This window comes from Micromonospora sp. DT43 (assembly GCF_049841645.1).
GTDB lineage: Bacteria > Actinomycetota > Actinomycetes > Mycobacteriales > Micromonosporaceae > Micromonospora.
Genome location: NZ_JBNCKR010000002.1, coordinates 165,247 through 185,640, shown reverse-complemented (window position 1 = coordinate 185,640; position 20,394 = coordinate 165,247). Strand labels below are relative to the sequence as shown.

Sequence of the window (20,394 nt, the reverse complement as noted above, 5' to 3'; positions counted from 1 at the left end):
CACCTCCCTCAGCCGGTGGTGGGTGGCGACTGCCGCGCGAGGTGGAAGCGGCCCGGGGCGAGTGCGCGGCAATATCCTCCGGTGGTCTGCTGCACAACGGGAACGGGACGGGCGGGCGGGTGAGCTGGCTCACCCCTCCGGCTCGATCTCACACCCGTTGTCGGGTAGGCACAAGCCTCTCCCGGGCGGGTCGGAGGGGCGGCCGTATCGGCGGACCTGGGCGGACCGTTATCGTGGGGACCGCCATGGCGAAGATCTTCCAAGTGTCGGCCCGCGCGGGGATGACCCGCGTCGTCGAGCCGATCGCACGTGCCCTCCTGCGCGGGGGCGTCACTCCCAATGCCGTCACCGTCGCGGGCACCGTTGGTGTGCTCGTCGGCGCGCTCGGCTTCGGTGCCCGCGGCCACCTGGTCGCGGGCGCGTTGATCGTGACCGTGTTCGCGCTCACCGACCTGCTCGACGGGACGATGGCCCGGATGAGCGGCGGCTCCACCAAGTTCGGGGCGTTCCTCGACTCGAGCATGGACCGGGTCGCCGACAGCGCCGTCTTCGGCGCGGTGGCGTACTGGCTGGCCACCCGGGGCGACCACTCCGGGGTGGCCGCCGCCCTGGTCTGCCTGGCCGCCGGCAGCCTGGTCTCCTACGTCAAGGCGCGCGCCGAAGGGCTCGGCATGACCTGCAACGTGGGAATCGCCGAGCGCACCGAGCGGCTGCTGATCGTCGGGGTCGGCGGGATCCTCACCGGCGTCGGCGTGAAGCCGGCGTTGGAGATCGCGCTGTGGCTGCTCGCCGCCATCTCGATCTTCACGGTCGGGCAGCGGATGGCGCACGTCTACCGCCAGGCCCAGCAACTCCAGCCGGACGGTCAGGCGTGAGCGCGGTCCGCACGCGGCCGGCCCGCCGCCGGACGACCGGCGGCCGGGCCGCGTGAACCTCACCGAGCTCGGTTACGTCGCCGGCTGGCGGGTGGCCCGTGCGCTACCCCGGCCGCTGGTGGCGGCGGCCTTCCAGGCGGGCGCGGACCGCGCCCACCGACGCCCCGGCGGGAGTACGGCCCGACTGCGCGCCAACCTGCGCCGAGTGGTCGGCCCGGAGCTGCCCGAGGCCGAGCTGGACGATCTCGTCAAGCGCGGGCTGCGCTCGTACGCCCGGTACTGGATGGAGGCGTTCCGGCTGCCCGCGTTGAGTCGTGCGCAGATCCTGGCCGGCTTCCGACTCGACGGCGCGGACCTGCTCGCCGCCGACGTGGCCGCCGGCCGGGGCGCCGTGGTGGCGCTGCCGCACGCCGGCAACTGGGACGCGGCGGGCGCCTGGGTGGCGGCCACCGGCTGGCCGATCACCACTGTCGCGGAGCGGCTCGCGTCGGAGGGCCTGTACAAGCGTTTCATGGCCTTCCGGGAGGCCCTGGGGATGGAGATCCTGCCGACCCGCGGCGGGTCGCGTCCGGCGTTCGACGTGCTGCTGGACCGGCTCCGTGCCGGTGCGGTGGTGCCGTTGCTGGCCGACCGCGACCTCTCCGCCCGGGGGGTGGAGGTCGACTTCTTCGGCGGGAAGACCCGCATGCCGGCCGGGCCGGCGCTGCTCGCGCTGCACACCGGAGCGCCGCTGTACGTAGCCTCGATGTGGTACGAGCAGGACGCGGCGTGCGCCTCGCTCACCGGTCCGCTGCCGGTGCCGGGGCCCGAGACGGGGCCTCTGGACCAGCGGGCCCGGTCGCTGACCCAGCTGATCGCCGACGGTCTGGCGGCGGGTATCGCCCGGCATCCGGAAGACTGGCACATGTTGCAACGGATGTGGCTGGACCAGCGTGGCGCGGGGGGCGCGGAGTTGTCGGCACCGGCCCCGGGCCGGTCCTGAAGGGGGTGGCTGACGCGTGCGGATCGGCATCGTCTGCCCGTACTCCTTCGATGTTCCCGGCGGGGTGCAGAACCACGTCATGGACCTCGCGGAGGCGCTGATCACCCTCGGGCACGAGGTAAGCGTGCTCGCGCCTGCCGACGAGGACGCCGCGCTGCCGGCGTACGTGGTGTCCGCCGGCCGGGCGGTGCCGCTGCCGTACAACGGCTCGGTGGCCCGGATCGCGTTCGGCCCGGTCTCCACGGCTCGGGTCCGGCGCTGGCTCACCAACGGCGACTTCGACGTGCTGCACGTGCACGAGCCGCTGACGTTGAGCCTGTCGCTGCTGGCGGTGCTGTCCGCGCGCGGGCCGGTGGTGGCCACGTTCCACACGGCGATGACCCGCTCCCGGGTACTGGCCGCCGCGCAGGGCGTGCTGCAGATCGTGTTGGAGCGGATCACCGCCCGGATCGCGGTGAGCGCGCTGGCCCGCAAGGTGCAGGTCGAGCACATGGACGGCGGTGCCGTGGAGATCCCCAACGGGGTGGCGGTGGCGAAGTTCGCCGACGCCCAGCCGTTGCCGGACTGGCCGGGGGAGTGCGGGCCGGGCACCGACGGCACGCTGGGTTTCCTGGGGCGCTTCACGGAGGCGCGCAAGGGCTTCCCGGTGCTGCGGGACGCCTTCGTGGCGTTGGCGGCGACCCGCCCGGGGCTGCGGCTGCTGGTCGCCGGCCCGGGTGACCCGGACGACCTGTACGACCAGTTCCCGGCCGCGCTGCGGGAGCGGGTGACGTTCCTCGGGCTGGTCTCCGAGGCGGACAAGGCGCGGATGCTGCGCAGCGTGCACCTGTACGTGGCGCCGAACACCGGCGGCGAGTCGTTCGGGATGATCCTCACCGAGGCGCTGGCCGCCGGCACCACTGTGGTGGCGAGTGACCTGGACGCGTTCCGCCGCGTGCTCGACGGGGGGCGGGCGGGGCGGCTCTTCCCGACCGGGGACGCGGTGGGGCTGCGCGACGCCCTGTCCGAGCTGCTCGACGATCCGGCCGGGCGGGCCACGCTGAGCGCCTGCGGCGATCAGGTGGTGGCGAATTTCGACTGGCCGGTGGTTGCGCGGCGTGTACTGGAGGTATACGCAGCGGCGATCGAGGCCACCGACGGGCGGGTCATCGACCAGGAGTGGGTGGGGCTGGGCTGATCCGCGTGACGGATGGTGCGGCTGGTGACGCCGGTGACCGGCGGGGGCGCGCGCAACGGAGGAGAAACGGAGCAGCACTACGATGCCGCACATGTGGTGGGTGGTGGCCGCGAGTGTGCTCGTGGGGGTGCTTTCGGCGTACCTCATCTGGACCGCCGGCCGGGTCGAGCGGCTGCAGGGCCGCGCGGAGCTGGCGGCGCGGGCCCTCGACGCCCACCTGCTGCGTCGGGCGGCGGCCGCCGCGGTGCTGGCGGAGCGGCGTTTCGGGGTCGAGCTGTACGCCGCCGCCCGGATCGCGTTGGACGCCCCGCCGCAGGAGCGGGAGGCGGCCGAGAACGACCTGACCCGGCAGTTGCGCTCGGTACGGCTGGACCCGGCCGATTCGGACTGCACGGCGGTCATCGCGGCGAGCCGCCGTCTCGCGTTGTCCCGGCAGGTGCACACCGACCTGGTTCGCGACGCCCGGTCGGCGCGCAGTCGTCCGCTGGTGCGGTTGTTGCGGATGGGGCGGGGTCGGGAGTGGCCGCGCTACTTCGACATCGACGACCCGACGCTCGTCGTGCCGGCGGACGTTCCGGCCGGCTGACGGTGACCGGGCGCCCGGCTGAGCGGCGCGGGTTGAGCGGCGTGGGTTGAGCGGCGCGGGCTGACCCCGGGCGGGGCCGGAGTGGGCCTGGGCGGGCCGGCCCGGCGGTGAGCAGGGCCACAGTGCAGGCCACCGGGGGTCTGATTGGCTGTCGGCGCGGCGTTGCGAGGTGCGTAGCATTTTCGCTGCCACCCCCACCGCACGTCCAAGGAGCGATGACCCGTGTCCGAAAACACCGCCTCGACCACCGGTACCGCCCCCGTCGTCGGCACGGCCCGCGTGAAGCGGGGCATGGCCGAGATGCTCAAGGGCGGCGTGATCATGGACGTCGTCAACGCCGAACAGGCCAAGATTGCCGAGGACGCCGGCGCGGTCGCGGTGATGGCCCTGGAGCGGGTGCCCGCCGACATCCGCGCGCAGGGTGGGGTCTCCCGGATGAGCGACCCCGACATGATCGACGGGATCATCGAGGCGGTGTCCATCCCGGTGATGGCCAAGGCCCGCATCGGGCACTTCGTGGAGGCGCGGATCCTCCAGTCGCTCGGCGTGGACTACGTCGACGAGTCCGAGGTGCTGACCCCGGCCGACTACGCGAACCACATCGACAAGTGGGCCTTCACGGTGCCCTTCGTCTGCGGCGCGACAAACCTGGGCGAGGCGCTGCGCCGGATCACCGAGGGCGCGGCCATGATCCGCTCCAAGGGCGAGGCGGGCACCGGTGACGTCTCCAACGCCACCACCCACATGCGGAAGATCCGTCAGGAGATCGCCCGGCTGGCCTCGTTGCCGGCCGACGAGCTGTACGTCGCGGCCAAGGAGTTGCAGGCGCCGTACGAGCTGGTCAAGGAGGTCGCCGAGAGCGGCAAGCTGCCGGTGGTGCTGTTCACCGCCGGCGGGATCGCGACCCCGGCCGACGCGGCGATGATGATGCAGCTCGGCGCGGAGGGCGTCTTCGTCGGCTCCGGCATCTTCAAGGCCGGCAACCCGGCTCAGCGGGCCGCCGCGATCGTCAAGGCCACCACCTTCCACGACGACCCGGACGTGCTGGCTAAGGTCTCCCGCGGTCTCGGTGAGGCGATGGTCGGCATCAACGTCGACGAGATCCCGCAGCCGCACCGCCTGGCCGAGCGCGGTTGGTGACGGGATCGTGGCCGTACCTGTGATCGGTGTGCTCGCGCTCCAGGGCGACGTCCGGGAGCATGTGGCGGCGCTGGCCGCGGCGGGCGCGGATGCCCGCCCGGTCCGCCGCCCGGGCGAGCTGGACGCGGTCGACGGGCTGGTGATCCCCGGCGGCGAGTCCACCACCATGAGCAAGCTCGCCGACATCTTCGAGATGCGCGAACCGATCGACAAGCGGATCGCCGGCGGCATGCCTGTCTACGGCTCCTGCGCCGGCATGATCATGCTGGCCAGCGAGGTGCTGGACGGCCGGGCCGACCAGCGCGGTTTCGCCGGCATCGAGATGACGGTACGGCGTAACGCGTTCGGCCGGCAGGTCGACTCCTTCGAGGCGCCGGTGGAGATCGCCGGTGTGCCGGGGGAGCCGTTCCACGCGGTGTTCATCCGCGCGCCGTGGGTCGAGCGGGTCGGCGCCTCCGTCCAGGTGATCGGGAAGGTGACCGGCGGCCCGGCCGCCGAGCGGATCGTGGCGGTGCGGCAGGGCAACCTGCTGGCCACCTCGTTCCACCCCGAGCTGACGGGTGACCTGCGCGTACACGCGTACTTCGTGGAGTTGGTGCGGGCCGCCTGACCGGCGGACGCGGGCGGGTGGGCATGGATCCCGGCCCCCGATCGTTGATCCAGGGCGGGTTCTGCGCCGTTTCGGCACCCCGGGCAGGTCCCGGGTGTGACATGGCGCGGTGTGACCTCGGTAAGATTGCCGCGGTTCGGCAGGGCCGTCGCCCGGCGCGGCACTTCCCGCGGGGCCGACCGGCCGCCGGATCGCCGGATGCGGCGCGGAATCGGTGCGGCAGTCGACGCAGGCGTGCAATGACAGACGGAGGTAGAAGATGTCCGGCCACTCAAAGTGGGCGACGACCAAGCACAAGAAGGCCGTCATCGACGCCAAGCGCGGCAAGATGTTCGCCAAGCTGATCAAGAACGTCGAGGTGGCCGCGCGCACCGGCGGCGGAGACCCGTCCGGTAACCCGACGTTGTTCGACGCCATCCAGAAGGCGAAGAAGAGCTCGGTTCCCAACGACAACATCGACCGCGCGGTCAAGCGTGGCTCCGGCCTCGAGGCCGGCGGCGCCGACTGGCAGACCATCATGTACGAGGGCTACGGCCCCAACGGCGTGGCGATGCTGATCGAGTGCCTCACCGACAACCGCAACCGTGCGGCGACCGAGGTGCGCACCGCGCTCACCCGCAACGGCGGCTCGCTTGCCGACGCCGGCTCGGTGTCGTACATGTTCTCCCGCAAGGGCGTGGTGATCGTCCCCAAGGAGGGCACCAGCGAGGACGACGTGATGATGGCGGTCCTCGACGCCGGCGCCGAGGAGGTCAACGACCTCGGTGAGGCGTACGAGGTGGTCTCCGAGCCGACCGACCTGATCCCGGTGCGGACCGCGCTGCAGGACGCCGGCATCGAGTACGAGTCGGCCGAGTCGTCCCTCGTGCCCAGCATGAACGTACCGCTGGACGAAGAGGGCGCCCGCAAGATCTTCAAGCTGATCGACGTCCTGGAGGACTGCGACGACGTGCAGAACGTCTACGCGAACTTCGACGTCAGCGACGACGTGATGGCAGCCGTCGACGCCTGAGGTCCGGCCCGCCAGGCGTGATGTCAGCGTGCCCGTGATCGACTCGACTTCGTGGAAGTCGGGGTGTCCGACGCGTGAGGACACCCCGATTTCCGTGAACCGGAGTCGATCAAGCGCGCCGTCGCCGGGCGGCAGCCACCGGGCCGTACGCTTCCCCGGGGGCGAACGAGGAGGTTCCGGGGAGATGGTGGAGCGGCGATTCGCGACGGGTGACGTGGTCGTTCGGCGGGAGATCCTGCGCGGCGAGGTCTGGTTCGGCTACCCGACGATCTGCGTGGAGGATTCACCGGACCTGCTCGCCCTCTACCTTCCGCCGGGGGCGGAGTTCGGGTTCCCGACCAGCGGCGTCTTCCCGTGTGGGCGGCACCCGTGGGAGACCGCCGGGCACACGGCCTGGCAGGGGCACGGCAAGGTGATGGTGCAGCGCCCCGGTGAGGCGCACTCCGTCGACGTGTTCTGGACGGGCCCGCAACGCGACTTCGCCGGCTGGTACTTCAACCTGCAGGATCCGCTGCGGCGTACCCCGATCGGGGTGGACACCCTGGACCACGAGCTGGACCTGTGGTGGGGTGCGGACGCCGACCGGTACGTCTTCAAGGACGTCGAGATGTTCGCGCAGCGACTCGTCGAGGGCCGCTACCCGGGCATGGCGGACGCGATCCGCGGCGAGGGTGACCGGATCGCCGCCCTGCTCGACGCGGGGCAGCGCTGGTGGAACCCGGCGTGGGCGCGGTGGCAGCCCGACCCGGCCTGGCCGACACCTCGACTGCCGGCCGACTGGGACCTGGTGCCGCCCGCCCGGTGAACAGGCCGCCGACCCTCGTGGGCTGTCAGCCCGCCGCGGGCGCGGCGATGAGGAACTCCTGGTCCGTGCCGCCGGTGCACGGCTCGACCAGCGCCTCGATCAGCGCGTCCGCGGACGCCGCGGTGTCATCGTCACGCAACCCGACGCACAGATCACCGCGAGCCGGCCGGATGCGGTAGGCGGTCGGGGCCGACCCGGTCGACTCGAAGCGGAACAGCTGGATCTCCCTGTCCTTCCGGCAGTCCTTCCAGGGTTCGAGCAGGTTCCGGGCGGGATCGCCCTCACGGATGGTGAGGCAGCCCGGCCCCTGCACGGGATGATTCCACTTGATGAAGTACAACCCGGCGGTCACCGGCTCCAGGTAGGTGTCCGGTGGGGTGGCCTCCGTACAGCGACGCTGGACCGCCACCTCGCTCGGGTACTCGCCGGTGCGGTCCCGCCCCTCGGTGAGGCAGAGCTGCGGGCTGCGGGCGGGGCGGATCTCGGTCAGGCCGCCCTTCGGCCCGCTCGACGGCCCGGCGCTGACACCGGTCGTGGCCGACGAACTGGTGCCCGCGCCGGCCTGCGGCGTGGTCGGCCGCCGCTCGTCGTCGTCGGGCCGCAGGAACCACGCGCCGAGCGCGGCCAGCACGGCGGCGACGGCGAGCAGCGCCAGCGGCGCGGGTCGCGTGAACCAGCGCGGGCCGGCCTCGTCCGGTCGCCCGCCGACCAGCACGTCAGCCGAGGCCGGCCCGGTGGCCTCGGTCGGCGGGTGGGATGACGCGGGCGACGTCGGGGCGTACGCGCCGACGGCGAGCCGGTCCCGCGCCCGCAGCCACGCGTCGACCTGATCGCCAGCCCCGCAGGCGCGGACGAAGGCGGCCAACACCTCGGGTCGCGGCAGGGTGGAGCGGCGCAGGACGTCGGCCGCGGTGCTGCGGGCCAGCACGTCGCCGGACGCTGCCGCGCGCTGTTCCAGTTGCCGGTACGTGAGCCGTGAGGCGTCCTTGAGCTGGCGCAGCAGGTCGACGAACGCGACCGGGTCGGCCGCCTCGTCCGGTCGCAGGTCCCCCGTGGTCATCGCACGATTGTCCAGACATCGTGAGCGCCAGGGCAACCGGCCCCGGGACCGACTGTCCGAGATGGTCGGACAAGACCCGGACATGCCGCTCTGAGCTGCCCGGACATCGCGGCGGTGCGATCGGGGCGTTGTTCTCGGCGAACCTGCTGTCTAGCGTCGTTTCTCGATGGCGGCGCCGCCGAGGGGCGTACGACCGCAGGCTCGGACCGGCACCGGTCCGAGCCCGATCACATCGACGACACGGGGAGATCCGATGGATGACGCTGCCCGGGATCCGGTGCCGCAGGCGGCCACGGCGGGGGAGTACGTCGCGTTGCTCCGGGACGTGCGGCGACGTTCCGGCCTCACGTACCGGGAGATCTCCCGGCGGGCCGGGGCGGCCGGGCACTGGCTGCCGCCGAGCACCCTCGCCACGATGCTGGGGCGGGCGACCCTGCCCCGCGAGCGGACCGTCGTGGCGCTGCTGATCGCCTGCGGGAGGCCAGCGGCGGAGATCGAGCGCTGGGTGGGGGTCCGACACGACATCGACGCTCAACTCGGCGAGCGTACGGGCTGGGCCGACCAGGCGGCGTCGTCGCCGGACGAGACACCAGCCGGCGGGACGCAGCCGGAGACGGTGCTGGCAGAGGCGGTCCCGCCACGGCACTCGATCGCCCGGGTGTACCGGGCCGCCCGGCCGGCGCGGCGACTGCGGCTGGGTGCGCTCGCGCTGGCGAGCGCGCTGACCGTCGGGGCGTTGCTGCCGCACGCCGATGCCATGCGAACCGCGTCGGTAGGCGCCGCGTCGGCCGACGCCTGCCCCCTCGTGCTGCGTCAGGGCATGTACGGGCCGTGCGTCCTGACGCTCCAGGAGCGGCTGGTGGCCGGCGGTCTGCGGGTGCCGGTGGACGGCTGGTTCGGCCCGGACACGACGAGCCGGGTGATCGCCTTCCAGGCGCTGGTCGGCCTGCCGGTCAGCGGCACTGTGGACGGCCCGGTGCTCGACGCGCTGTCGGGCGATCCGGTGGTGGCGACCAGTTGGCCGGAGGACCGGGTCAGCAAGCACCTGCGGGGGACGTTCCCGGAGGACCCGGCGGAGGCGGTGCGGCTGGCGCGCTGCCTGTCCGGGTTGGACCCGCTGCGGGTGGAGGTCACCGCGGACGGGTCGCGGCGCTGGGGGTTGTTCCAGTTCAGCGACATGGAATTGTCGCGGCTCGGCGTCGACCGTCGGACCGCCTTGGATCCGGGTTGGAACATCGGGACGGCACGGGAGGTCTGGTCGCGTACCGGCGACTTCGGCCACTGGCGCTGCGTGCCGTCGCCGTGACGCACCGCTCCCCGCCCGGTCCGCGGACCGGGCGGGGAGCCCCCTCAGACCGGACGACTCACGGTCGCAACCGGGTGGCGAAGACGTACGCGCCGACGGAGTTGCCGGTGGCCATGCCCGCCTCCGCGTCGAAGCGGTAGTGCACGCCCAGGTAGATCCGGCTGAGCGCGTTCTCCCAGGCGGCCTCGTCGAAGCCGTTCATGCGTCGGGTGACTCCCCGGGCGTGCGGGTCGTCGGTGGTGGCGTCGAAGGCGATGGCGTTGGTCCCGAAGAATGCCTTCATCACCGCCGCCCAGGCCCCGGCGAAGGTGGCGTGCCCGGAGATGTACGCGGGGAAGGCCGGTGAGAACGAGACGCCGGCCTCATCCTGCGACAGCGGCTGCCAACCGTTGCCGATGGCGGTCTCCGGCCGCCACAGGTCGATCTTCGTGAGGTACTTGGCGTCCCAGGCGGCGATCGCGGCGTCGGCGAGCGCCAGGGCGACGAGCCCGAAGAGTCGGGCGTTCGCCAGGATGCCGAGTTTCCGCTGCTCCGACACGATCCGGGTGTGCGCGAAGAGTTGGCCCGGCGGCCGGTAGGTCACGGGCAGGTCGTTGGCCCAGAAGAACGCGATCTGCGTCTGTTCGGTGGTGCGCAGCGACGTCGCCCTGCCGCCCAGGGTGCGGACCTCCTCGACCTGCTGGCGGTACTCGTCCGTGGCGAGCAGGTCCGCGTAGTCGTCCGCGTCGGCCGGCAGGCCGGGTCGGAACTGGTCGCCCGCTGTCAACGCGAACGGGGTGACGCGCCCCCAGTTCGGGCTGACCGCGGGCTTTTCGTCGGTCGGCCGCCACGACCCGGCGACCCCGTCCAAGGCGTACCCGCCGGTGGTGCTGGAACCGTCGTTGGCGCGGGCCTGGAGGTTCGCGGCGGCGGCCGCGGCGCCGACGGTCTCGCCGCGCGCGACCTCCGCGCTGTTCACGCCGGACGGCCGCCGCGTCACGGCGGTGCCGTAGGCGCCGTCGAAAACCGTGCGCCGGCTCGGGTACAGGGTGGTCAACACGTCGAACGCCGCCCTGTCGATGGCCGCGTGCAGCGACGGCGCCACGACGTCGTCCATGGTGCCCGGATAGCTGACCGGCACCCGCACCCGGTAGGGGTTGCCGACGCCGGTGACCGAGACGGCGGCGTCCTGCATCGCCGCGTGCAGGATGGCCGCGTGGCGGGACAGTTCGGTCGGTGGCAGCTCCATCCCCTTGAAGGCGCCCAGCAGGATGCCGTTCCAGTACAGGATCGGGTCGGTGGCCGGGTCGATGGCCAGTGGGGTGAGCGAGATGTTGTCCAACCGCACCGTCGACGCCGCGTGGTTGCCGAAGTGGAACAGCAGCACCGCTTTCGGGTCGCCGAACGGCGACGTGAAGTCGAAGGTGAAGCGGCGCGTCGTGGAGGTGAGCGCGACCGTCCGGTCGAAGGCGGAGGTGAAGGGCGTGTCCGCCCGGGAGACCGAGACGCGCACGTCGCGGCTGACGTCCGCCGAGGCGTCGAACTGCAGGCGGTACGGCTGGGCGGCGGTCACCCCGAACTCGAAGTGTCCGACCAGGTCCTCCCACACGTTGTCGCCGGCCGTGGCGCTGGTGCGGACGCGCAGTTGCCCGGCGTTGACGGTGGTGCTGGTCGAGGCGAGGCGGGTCCACCAGGGCGCGGTGCTGCCGTTGTCGAACGTGCCGTTGAGGATCAGGTTGCCCGCCGCGGCGTTGGCCGGCGCGGGGCGGACGACTGTGGTGAGCGTGCTGGCGAGCACTACCGCCAGCACCACGCTGAGCAAGCGCCGGAGCTGCTGTGCGGGGCGCTGGTGCCGCGTGTCGATCGGTGGGGTCATGGAGAGCCTTTCCGGTCCGGGGCAGGCGACGATCAGGTCGTTGCCGTGAGGATCGGCTCACCGTAGGAGTGTTCGCCCTGTTCAGAGCCACCGAACGGGCGTTCGGCCCGGTGCCGTACGGGGCGGGAACGACGACGGGCGTCGGCATCCGTTGCGGACACCGACGCCCGTGCGGCGGACCATCGGCTCAGCCGATCGTCTCCCGCTCCCGCCACGCGGTGCGCAGGGAGGTGCGGCCGTTGGTGCGCAGCAGCGATCCCTCGTACACCCGGGCGCCGGCGAGCAGGAACGCGCCGGTGGCGAGCAGCAGGATCAGAAGCGAGAGGAACGGTTCCCAACCGGCCGCATCGCCGGTGAACAGCCGCAGTGGCATGGCCGTGGGTGACGAGAACGGCAGGTACGACAACACCCGCATCGCGGTGTCGTTGTCGTTCAGGAAGATCACCGCGAAGAAGGGCAGCATCACGGCGAGCTGCACCGGTGTCGAGACGGCGGCGATGTCCTCCTGCCGGTTGGCCAGCGCGCCGGCCGCCGCCCACATTGCCGCGAGCAGCACGAAACCGAGCAGGAAGAACGGCACGAACCAGCCGATCGCCGGGGCGAGCAGGCTGAGCAGTCCGCCGCTGTCGCCGAACTGGAGCCCGATCACGGCCACCACCGCGATCAACGCGATCTGCGCGAACGCCAGGATCGCGCCGGCCACCACCTTCCCGGCCAGCAGCGCCCGTACCGGCACGGCGGCGACCAGGATCTCCACGATGCGGGTCTGCTTTTCCTCGATGACGCTCTGCGCGATCTGTATACCGAACGTCTGCGAGGTGATGAAGAAGACGAACCCGAAGGCGAACGGCACCAGGAACGCCACCACCGGGTCGACCGCGTCCGGGTCGAGCAGTCGTACCGTCGGCTGGCTGCTCAGAGCCTTCATCACGTCGTCGGGGGCTTCCTCCTGGGCCAACACGGTCGGTCCGGCGACCACCGCGGCGTCCACGTCGTCGTCGCGGACGGCCTGCTCGGCGGCCCGGTCGTCGGCGACCACCCGGACCTCCAGGCCGGCGGCGCGCAGCGGACCGGCCGCGCTCTCGGTCACCGCCACCGTGGACGCCCCGCCGGAGAGCAGCGGCGGCAGGATGGTGCTCGCCGCGGCGACCAGCAGGTAGAAGAGCGTGCCGAACAGGAAGGTGCGGTCGCGCAGCTTGACCCGGATCTCGCGTTCGGCGACCAGCCGGGTGGCCTGGGTGACGTTCACTGGGTGACCTCTCGGAAGATCTCGGTGAGCGAGGGGCTGACCGGGCGGAAGGCGCGAACCGGGCCGCGGGCGAGGGCCGCGTGCAGGACGGGCTGCTCGTCGGCGCCGGCCGGCAGGTCGAAGACCACCCGCGCGCCGTCCAACTCGACCAGGGTGATCCCGGGCTGGTCGCGCACCCAACCGGCGTCGGTCGCCACCACCAGCTCGAACCGCGGCGAGGTGTACGAGTCGCGCAGCTGCTGACGGCTGCCGGCGGCCCGGATCACCCCGTCGTTGATGATCACCAGGTCGTCGCAGAGGCGCTCCACCACGTCGAGTTGGTGGCTGGAGAACAGCACCGGCGCTCCGGCGGCGGCGCGTTCGCGCAACACGGCGACGACAGTGTCGACTGCGAGGGGGTCGAGGCCGGAGAACGGCTCGTCGAGTACCAGCACCTCGGGGTCGTGCACCAGCGCGGCGGCGATCTGGGCCCGCTGCTGGTTGCCCAGCGACAGCGTCTCCAGCAGGTCGTCGCCGCGCTCGCCGAGGCCGACCCGCTCCAGCAGCGCGTCCGTGGCCCGCCGGGCGGCGGGGGAGTCCAGGCCGTGCAGCCGACCCAGGTAGGTCACCTGCTCACGCGTGGTCATCTTGGGGTACAGGCCCCGCTCCTCCGGCATGTAGCCGAAGCGGCGGCGGTCCTGCCGGGTGAGCGGCGCGCCGCCCCAGGTCACCTCGCCGGCGTCGGGGGCGAGCACACCCAGGATGATCCGCATGGTGGTGGTCTTACCGGCGCCGTTGGCCCCGACGAAGCCGGTCATCCTGCCGGCTGCCACCTCGAAGGACACGTTCTTGAGCACCTGCCGGTCGCCGAAGCTGCGGTCGACGCCGTTCAGGCGAAGTGTTCTGGTCACGCGTCCACGCTAGATCGGACGCGCCGCCCCGCCCTCCGCCCGACGGGTGAGCCGACGGGTCCGTCGCGCGGTGGACATCGGTCATCCACCGGGACGGACCACCCCGTTCTCGTACGCGAACACCACCGCCTGGACCCGGTCGCGCAGGCCGAGTTTCGCCAGCACCCTACTCACGTGCGTCTTCACCGTCGCCTCGCCCAGCAACATGGCCGTGGCGATCTCCGCGTTGCTCGACCCGGCGGCGAGCAGCACCAGCACCTCCCGTTCCCGTGGGGTCAGCTCGCCCAACGCGGCCTCGGCGTCGGCGCCCCGGTGTGCGGTGCCCGCCGGATCGCCGGGACGGGCGAACGTGGAGATCACCCGCCGGGTGATCTCCGGGGCGAGCAGACCGTCGCCGCGGGCCAGCACCCGGATCGCCTCGATCAGCTCCTCGGGTGTGCCGTTCTTGAGGAGGAAACCGCTGGCCCCGGCCCGCAGCGCGGTGAAGAGGTAGTCGTCGCGGTCGAAGGTGGTGAGGATCAGCACCGCCGGCGCGTCCGGCCCGTCGTCGGTGATCCGCCGGGTGGCCTCCAGCCCGTCCATGCCGGGCATCTCCACGTCCATCAGCACCACGTCGGGGCGCGTGGCGCGGGCCATGGTGACAGCCCGCGCGCCGTCGGCGGCCTCGCCGACCACAGTGATGTCGTCCTCCACCTCGAGGATGATCCGGAAGCCGGTACGCACGAGATGCTGGTCGTCGGCGAGCAGCACCCGAATCGGGGTGGCCGGTGCGGTGCTCACGACGACCGCCCCGCGCCGGTGGTCAACGACTGCCCGTCGCCGGTGTCCCGCTGGCTGCCGATCGTCGGGTCCGCGAGCGGGAAGCGGGCACGGACCCGCCAACCGCCGCCGGCCCGGGGACCGGCCTCCAGCTCGCCGTCGTGCGCGGTGACCCGCTCGCGCATCCCGATCAGACCGAGCCCGGGAACGTCGGGCCGGCGTACGGTTCGTCCGTCGTCGGTCACGTCGATCTCCACCTCCCGAGCCAGATAGCGGACCCGCACGTCCAGCAGGTCCGCCCCGGCGTGCTTCAGGGTGTTGGTCACCGCCTCCTGCGTCACCCGGTAGGCCGCCTGCGAGACCGACTCGGGCAGTGCGACGGGCTCGCCGTACACGCCGAGGGTGGCGTTCAGGCCCGCGGCCCGCGCCCGCTCGACCAGCTCACCGATCCGCTCGACGTCCCCGGGCGCGGGCCGCGTGACGTCGCTGTCGCCGGAGGCGCGCAGCACGCCGAGCATCCGGCGCAGCTCGTCGACGGCGGTGCGGGCGCTCTGTTCGATGGCGGCGAGTGCCGTGCGGGCCAAGCCCGGGTCGCGGTCGAACACCCGGCGGCAGGCGGACGCCTGCACTCCCATCACCGACACGTGGTGGGCGACGACGTCGTGCAGCTCCCGGGCGATCCGGACCCGTTCGCCGAGCACCGCCCGTTCCCGGCCCTCGGCCTGGGACCGACGCAGCTCCTCGGCCTGTTCGCGCAGCTTGTGCTCGCGCCGCGCGGCCACCCAGGCGGTCTCGCCGAAGAAGTACGCGAACCCGAAGACCAGTACGTTCACCAGGGCGCCGCTGACCATCGCGGCGAGCACCGGCGGCACCGGGCCGACCGCGTCGTCGAAGGCGTCGGGCGGAATCCGGTCGATGGTCACCGCGTAGTAGACGCCCAGCCAGGCCAGCATCGTGGCGATCACGCCGATCCGCAGCCGGCGGGCCACCTGATGGTCCGGTCCCCACGCGCCCAACGTGTACAGGGCGCAGAACAGGGCCCACGAGGAGAACTGGGTCTCTGGCGCCGACCGGGCCTGCGCGGCGATGAACGCCGCCGCGACGACCAGCAGGGTGGTGGCCGGCCAGCGCCGCCGCCCGACCAGCGGCAGCGTCACCGCGACGGTCCAGAACAGCTGCTCGGGCCCGGACGGCGGCGGCCCCAGCAGGAACGCTCCGGTGCTGCGGGCCAGGGTGAGGCCGACCAGCGCCAGCCCGGTGATCGCGAGCCCGATCCACAGGTCGATCCGCCGCTGCTCGGCGGTCGGGCCCGGACGGCGCCACTCGTCGCGCTGTGCCTCGGTCATCCGGGAACGATGCCACGTCCGGTGTGGCGTCCGCTATCCGGACGGACCTGCGGTGACAGCGCGGCGCCCGACGCGGTGTCCGCGCCGGGCCGCCGTCTCCGCTGTCGCTCAGGTCGCCTGGCGGCGGGTCTTGAGGGCCGTGTCGATCAGGTCCCACACCAGCACCACGGCGGTGCCCAGCGCGATGAGGGCGTTGACGAGGCCGCGGTTGTCCGCGTCCGCCAGCCAGCTCAGCCGCTCGCCCAGGGCCGGGTTGAGTAGCGCGTCGGAGAGTGCCAGCCACATCAGCGGCACCGTGAACGCCAGGCTGAGCAGCGCCTTCACCGCGAACAGCGGCCAGCTCCAGCGCCCGATCCGGTACTTGACGATCTCGAACACCACGTCGGCGACCAGGACGACGATCAGCGCCGGCAGCCAGAACGACCACAGCGCCGGGTCGAGGATCGGGATGTTGTCGCCGTCGGTGGCGTGGACCCAGGACTGGTAGTGCTGGAACGGCAGGTAGCCGATGGTCACCACCAGCATCACCACCGACGCGATGGTGTCGACGAGCGAGACGCCGCGGTGCGCGGGGACGTCGGGCAGCTCGTCGACGGACCAGTCGGGCAGGTCGACGGTGGGCTGCGCCCGCTCGATGAGGACGAAGGTCAGGGTGAGCCAGAAGCTGATGTGCACTGCCACGTGCAGGGCGATGACGACGCCCGGCCCGATCGCGCCGAAGCCCCTGCCCTCGGCGACCTTGACGACCGTGACCACCGTGCCGGCCAGCGCCGGGATGAAGCTGAGCAGCAGCTTCAGCAGCCGTAGCCAGACCAGGTAGTACGTCGGGCCGATGAGTTGGAGCCGGCGGTCGGCGTAGCGGGCGGCCAGCCGGTCGGGGTTGCCCAGCTCGGTGAGCACCTGCCGCTCGGCGACTGCCGCGTCCTCGCCGCCCCCGGCCCGGTCCTCGATCATGTCCTCGATCGAGGCGCGCAGCTCGGTGGCGATCTCGTCGCGGCGCTGCGCGGGCACCGAGCGCAGGGTGGCGGCCAGGTAGCGGTCGGTCAGGGTGTTCATCGGTCCACTCCTTGGATCAGCCCGGTGATGGAGGTCTGTACGGCGGCGAGGTCGTCGAGGAGCCGGTTCAGCATCGACTCGCCCTCGTCGCTGGTCCGGTAGAACTTGCGCGGCCGGCTCTCCTCGGTGTTCCACTCGCTGGTCAGCAGGCCCTGGTCCTCCAGGCGACGCAGCAGCGGGTAGAGCGTGTTGGCGTCGACCGGAAAGCCGTGGTCGGTGAGCCGTTGCAGCAGTGCGTAGCCGTAGTCCGGCCGGCGGAGCGCGACCAGGCTGGCCACCACGACGGTGCCTCGACGCAGCTCCTGCAGGTGCGTCCGTAGAACATCCTCGCTAACCATGTGTCACACCATACTGTGTGGCACACAGTGTTGTCTACGGGAACATCATCGTGTCCGCTCCAGCCCCGATCGAGGCCGCTACGAGTGCGAGGCGCCCGGTCGACACCGGACGCCCCGCACCTGGCCGGAATCAGCAGGCAGCGCCCTGGCGGAAGTTCCGCTCGACGAAGGTGGCCGGTCCGACCTGGAAGTAGCCCACGCCCGGCCGGATCGGGTGCCCGGTGAACAACTCCACCCGCGACCCGACGCGAACCAGGTACGCCTCGGCGTTCCCCGCGTCGTTGCGGATCAGCGACCCGCGCGCGCCGTAGATCGCCTCCAACTCGGCGAAGGACATGCCGACGCTGGCCCCGGCGGGCGACTGCGGCGGTGCGGTGGCCGTACCGACCTCGACGAGTCGACCGTCGCGGAAGGCGAGCAGGAGGACACCGGCCCAGGAACCGGTCACCCCGGCGTGCACCACCGTGCCGCAGCCCGGCGCCGTCCAGTCGATGCGGCCGGCCGCGGTGAGCGCGGCCAGGCTGGCACCGATCCGGTAGACGCCGGCGCCGCCGACGCTGAGGACCTGCGGGTGGTCGTGCCCGACGGCGGTGGCGAGCGGGCCGCGCGCCGAGGCTGGTGCGGCGCCCCCGATCAGCGGCGCTGCCGCTGCCGGTCCCGCGGCGGTCACCGTGACGAGCGTGCTGAGCGCCAGCGCGGCGGTGGTGAGGAGGATCGAGGGACGGTGCATGGTGTGCTCCTTCGGTGATGGGTCTCCTGCCCTGTTAGTCACCGCGCCGGGGTCAGCGGTTCGTCGGGTTTCCGACCGGCCCGGTCTACTGTGCAGAGACCGTCCTGGCCGGGGGTGACAGGGTGACGGCTCCGCAGCGGATCGGGCCCTACGCCATCGAGCGACTGCTGGGCGTCGGCTCGTTCGCGACCGTGTGGCTGGGCTACGACGCGGTGCTCGACGCGCGTGTGGCGATCAAGGTGCTGGCCGAGAACTGGAGCCACGACCTGCGGGTCAGGGAACGCTTCCTCGACGAGGCCCGGCTGTTGCGCCGCCTGGAGCACGAGCGGCTGATCCGGGTGCACACCGTCGGTGAGTTGCCCGACGGCCGGCCGTACGCGGTCCTGGCCTGGGCGGACGGCGGCAGCCTGCGGGACCGCCTCGCCACCGGTGACCTTCCCGCGCCGGCCGCGCTGCGGCTGCTGGGCGAGGTCTGCGCCGGTGTCGCCGTGCTGCACCGGCACGGCGTCGTGCACCGTGACCTCACCCCCGGCAACGTCCTGTTCCGCTCCGCCGGTCCGGACGATCCCGACGTCGAACAGGTGCTGATCGCCGACCTCGGCCTCGCCAAGGCGCTCGCCGCCGCCTCGGGGCTGACCGCGCGGGCCGGCACCCCCGGCTACATGGCCCCCGAGCAGGACGACCCGGGTGCGGTGGTCGACACCCGCGCCGACGTGTACGGGCTCGGCCGGCTCGGTATCCGGCTGCTGGCCGCCGATCCGCCGGACGCGCGCCCGCCCCGGCCCGGCCTGGCACCGGACCTCCGACTCCGCGCGGGCGTGCCTCCGGCGGTGGCGGCGGTGCTCGCCCGGGCGACCGCGTACCACCCGGCCGACCGCTATCCCGACGCCGCAGTCCTGCGGGCCGCGCTGACCCGCGCGAGCGACCCGTCGCCGTCACCTCGGCCGGGCGCCCGCCGCCCGTACCGTTTGCGGCTGGCCGGGGCCGCTGTCGTGTCCGCCGTCGCGGTGGGTGCGGTGGGCGCCGAGCCGGGTGGCGCCGGGTCGGGCCGACCCGGGGACGGCACGTACACGGCCGGGCCGTTGACCGTGGCGTTGCCGGCCGGCTGGTCCGCAGTGGGAGCGACCTGGGCCGGTCAGTACGGCGCCGATGGCGACCCCGAACCGGCGTTGGTGATGTCCCCGCAACCCCGGCGGTGGGCCGCCGATCCCCGAATGCCCGGCGCGTTCGTCGGCCTCTCCGCCACCACTGCGGCACGCACCACCCCGGCCGGGTTCCTGGCCGAGCGCACGCACGGGGACTGCGCGCCCGCACCGGCCCGCACCACCCGGCAGGCGGGCGTCGAGTGGACGGTGGTGGCGTACCGCTGCGAGCGGGACCGGCCGAGCATCGTCGAGTCGGCCGGCCTGCATCCCGCCCGGCACGCCCTGGTGTACGTGCAGATCGCCCCGCCGACGGACAGCCGGCCCGACTTCGTGGACACCCTGCTCGCCGGAGTGCGGGTCACCGGACCACCACGGTGATGGTGTGCTCCCGACCCTCCTTGGGGATCGTCACGGCGACGGTGCCGGGGCGGACGAAGCGGATGTCCACCACGCCCGCCTCGTACTGCTGAGAGACCAACTCCGGGCGGTCCACGGTGACGAGCCCGGGCCCGATGCCCTGGATGCGCAGCACCGCGCCGGTGGCGAAGCAGAGCGATTTCAGCAGCTCGACCTCGGTCTCGGCGAGCGGCAGGTCGTAGCGGACAGCGCCCTGACAGGCCGGGGTCGCGGCGGCCGGCGGGGGAGTCGTCCGGGGCGTACCCCTCGTTGTGGTGGGTGTGAGGGGTGCCGCGACCGGGCGCCCGCCGGTCGGCGGCGGCGGTCGGGACGGCGACCCGGTGGGCGCGGGCGTCGCCGGGGTCGTGGAGATCGCCGAGGGTGCCGGCGTGGAACGGGTCGCGCCGGGCGGTTGGACGGGCAGTGGTGCGACGGCGTCGGCGCCGCAGGCGGCGACCCCCACGGTGGCCGCGAGGACGACGAGCCGGCGGAACGACGCCCGGCTCATTGAGCGCCGAGCCGCTGCCGGACCTGCCGCCGGGCCAGGTGCAACCGGGACTTCACCGTTCCCACCGGAACGTCGAGCAGGGCGGCGATCTCGGGGTAGCTCAGCCCGAGGACGTCGCGCAGGGCCACCACCTCGGCGTGGTCGGGGTGGACCGAGTCGAACGCGTCGAGCAGGTCGAGGCGGGTGCCAGCCACCACGCTGGTCCGTCGCGGATCCGCCTGGTCGGGTAGCGGCACGCCGCCGGCCTCCAACCGGCAGCGGCGGCGCAGCGTGCGGTAGGTCGAGCGGGCCCGGTTCGCGGTCAACCGGTGCAGCCAGGTCCGGAACGAGGAGCGCCCCTCGAACCGGCTGATGCCGCCGGCCAGGGCCAGCAGCGCGTCCTGGCAGGCTTCCTCGGCGTCCTCCCGGTTGGGCAGGAACCGGGCGCACAGCCGCAGCACCTCCGGGCGCACCGCGACCAGCAGGGCGTCCAACGCCGCCGCCTCACCCCGCGCGGCGCGGCGGGCCAGGGCGTCGAGGTCGTCCGGAGCGGGCATGCCGGGTGTCCAATGCTCGCCGGTGCCGATCCT

The 20,394-nt window shown here is 72.9% G+C and carries 21 protein-coding genes; 10 read left to right on the top strand and 11 right to left on the bottom strand.

The genetic code is table 11. From position 1 onward, the window contains the following. Window positions 1–245 precede the first annotated feature (245 nt). The 8 genes from pgsA to ACLQ26_RS04920 all read left to right on the top strand — a co-directional run bounded on the left by pgsA (window position 246) and on the right by ACLQ26_RS04920 (window position 7,187). Window positions 246–875, top strand: coding sequence for a phosphatidylinositol phosphate synthase (gene pgsA / locus ACLQ26_RS04955; protein WP_425743291.1), 630 nt, complete (start codon window positions 246–248; stop codon window positions 873–875). Between the two features lie 52 nt (window positions 876–927). Continuing rightward, window positions 928–1,857 carry a phosphatidylinositol mannoside acyltransferase gene (locus ACLQ26_RS04950; protein ID WP_425743290.1) on the top strand — a complete coding sequence of 310 codons (930 nt, stop codon included), beginning with the start codon at window positions 928–930 and terminating at the stop codon, window positions 1,855–1,857. A 16-nt stretch (window positions 1,858–1,873) separates the two neighbouring features. Further along, window positions 1,874–3,034 carry a glycosyltransferase family 4 protein gene (locus ACLQ26_RS04945; protein WP_425743289.1) on the top strand — a complete coding sequence of 387 codons (1,161 nt, stop codon included), beginning with the start codon at window positions 1,874–1,876 and terminating at the stop codon, window positions 3,032–3,034. Window positions 3,035–3,116: 82 nt separating this feature from the next. Further along, window positions 3,117–3,620, top strand: coding sequence for a hypothetical protein (locus ACLQ26_RS04940; protein ID WP_425743288.1), 504 nt, complete (start codon window positions 3,117–3,119; stop codon window positions 3,618–3,620). A gap of 222 nt (window positions 3,621–3,842) precedes the next feature. Continuing rightward, a complete protein-coding gene (pdxS, locus tag ACLQ26_RS04935; RefSeq protein ID WP_363687085.1) occupies window positions 3,843–4,760 on the top strand; it encodes a pyridoxal 5'-phosphate synthase lyase subunit PdxS in 918 nt (305 codons plus the stop codon). A gap of 7 nt (window positions 4,761–4,767) precedes the next feature. Then, window positions 4,768–5,370 carry a pyridoxal 5'-phosphate synthase glutaminase subunit PdxT gene (gene pdxT, locus ACLQ26_RS04930; protein ID WP_425743287.1) on the top strand — a complete coding sequence of 201 codons (603 nt, stop codon included), beginning with the start codon at window positions 4,768–4,770 and terminating at the stop codon, window positions 5,368–5,370. A gap of 259 nt (window positions 5,371–5,629) precedes the next feature. After that, entirely contained in the window at window positions 5,630–6,382 is a 753-nt protein-coding gene (locus ACLQ26_RS04925) for a YebC/PmpR family DNA-binding transcriptional regulator (protein WP_007458175.1), read from the top strand. A 184-nt stretch (window positions 6,383–6,566) separates the two neighbouring features. Then, complete coding sequence (locus ACLQ26_RS04920; protein ID WP_425743286.1) at window positions 6,567–7,187, top strand: DUF402 domain-containing protein; 621 nt, start codon at window positions 6,567–6,569, stop codon at window positions 7,185–7,187. Between the two features lie 25 nt (window positions 7,188–7,212). Here ACLQ26_RS04920 and ACLQ26_RS04915 read toward each other — a convergent pair whose 3' ends face one another. Beyond that, window positions 7,213–8,247: a helix-turn-helix domain-containing protein gene (locus ACLQ26_RS04915; RefSeq protein ID WP_425743285.1), complete on the bottom strand. Its 1,035-nt coding sequence runs from the start codon at window positions 8,245–8,247 to the stop codon at window positions 7,213–7,215. A gap of 253 nt (window positions 8,248–8,500) precedes the next feature. On the opposite strand from ACLQ26_RS04915, the gene ACLQ26_RS04910 reads away from it, so the two are divergent. After that, entirely contained in the window at window positions 8,501–9,553 is a 1,053-nt protein-coding gene (locus ACLQ26_RS04910; RefSeq protein ID WP_425743284.1) for a peptidoglycan-binding protein, read from the top strand. Between the two features lie 58 nt (window positions 9,554–9,611). Here the strand turns inward: ACLQ26_RS04910 and ACLQ26_RS04905 are convergent, their stop codons facing one another. The 8 genes from ACLQ26_RS04905 to ACLQ26_RS04870 form a co-directional block, all read right to left on the bottom strand. Beyond that, a complete protein-coding gene (locus tag ACLQ26_RS04905; protein ID WP_425743283.1) occupies window positions 9,612–11,408 on the bottom strand; it encodes a carbohydrate binding domain-containing protein in 1,797 nt (598 codons plus the stop codon). Between the two features lie 187 nt (window positions 11,409–11,595). Next, window positions 11,596–12,657, bottom strand: a complete 1,062-nt coding sequence (locus tag ACLQ26_RS04900) for an ABC transporter permease (RefSeq protein ID WP_425743282.1) — start codon at window positions 12,655–12,657, stop codon at window positions 11,596–11,598. Further along, on the bottom strand, window positions 12,654–13,547 hold the full coding sequence (locus ACLQ26_RS04895; protein WP_425743281.1) for an ABC transporter ATP-binding protein: 894 nt from the start codon (window positions 13,545–13,547) through the stop codon (window positions 12,654–12,656). The genes ACLQ26_RS04900 and ACLQ26_RS04895 overlap by 4 nt, the downstream gene beginning before the upstream one ends. A gap of 81 nt (window positions 13,548–13,628) precedes the next feature. Continuing rightward, a complete protein-coding gene (locus ACLQ26_RS04890; protein ID WP_425743280.1) occupies window positions 13,629–14,327 on the bottom strand; it encodes a response regulator in 699 nt (232 codons plus the stop codon). Continuing rightward, window positions 14,324–15,652 (bottom strand): sensor histidine kinase, encoded by a 1,329-nt coding sequence (locus ACLQ26_RS04885; RefSeq protein WP_425743279.1) that lies wholly within the window; start codon window positions 15,650–15,652, stop codon window positions 14,324–14,326. Before ACLQ26_RS04885 ends, ACLQ26_RS04890 begins: the two co-directional genes overlap by 4 nt. 108 nt (window positions 15,653–15,760) lie before the next feature. Further along, window positions 15,761–16,708, bottom strand: coding sequence for a permease prefix domain 1-containing protein (locus tag ACLQ26_RS04880; protein ID WP_425743278.1), 948 nt, complete (start codon window positions 16,706–16,708; stop codon window positions 15,761–15,763). Continuing rightward, window positions 16,705–17,046, bottom strand: coding sequence for a PadR family transcriptional regulator (locus tag ACLQ26_RS04875; protein ID WP_007458189.1), 342 nt, complete (start codon window positions 17,044–17,046; stop codon window positions 16,705–16,707). Before ACLQ26_RS04875 ends, ACLQ26_RS04880 begins: the two co-directional genes overlap by 4 nt. Before the next feature lie 130 nt (window positions 17,047–17,176). Continuing rightward, entirely contained in the window at window positions 17,177–17,776 is a 600-nt protein-coding gene (locus tag ACLQ26_RS04870) for a hypothetical protein (protein ID WP_425743277.1), read from the bottom strand. 122 nt (window positions 17,777–17,898) lie between these two features. Here ACLQ26_RS04870 and ACLQ26_RS04865 point away from each other — a divergent pair, with 122 nt between their 5' ends. Continuing rightward, window positions 17,899–19,299, top strand: a complete 1,401-nt coding sequence (locus tag ACLQ26_RS04865) for a protein kinase domain-containing protein (protein ID WP_425743276.1) — start codon at window positions 17,899–17,901, stop codon at window positions 19,297–19,299. Here the strand turns inward: ACLQ26_RS04865 and ACLQ26_RS04860 are convergent. Together ACLQ26_RS04860 and ACLQ26_RS04855 are read right to left on the bottom strand one after the other, a co-directional pair. Next, window positions 19,280–19,825 carry a hypothetical protein gene (locus tag ACLQ26_RS04860; RefSeq protein WP_425743275.1) on the bottom strand — a complete coding sequence of 182 codons (546 nt, stop codon included), beginning with the start codon at window positions 19,823–19,825 and terminating at the stop codon, window positions 19,280–19,282. The genes ACLQ26_RS04865 and ACLQ26_RS04860 overlap by 20 nt on opposite strands. After that, window positions 19,822–20,361, bottom strand: a complete 540-nt coding sequence (locus ACLQ26_RS04855; RefSeq protein WP_425743274.1) for an RNA polymerase sigma factor — start codon at window positions 20,359–20,361, stop codon at window positions 19,822–19,824. Before ACLQ26_RS04855 ends, ACLQ26_RS04860 begins: the two co-directional genes overlap by 4 nt. Window positions 20,362–20,394 lie beyond the last annotated feature (33 nt).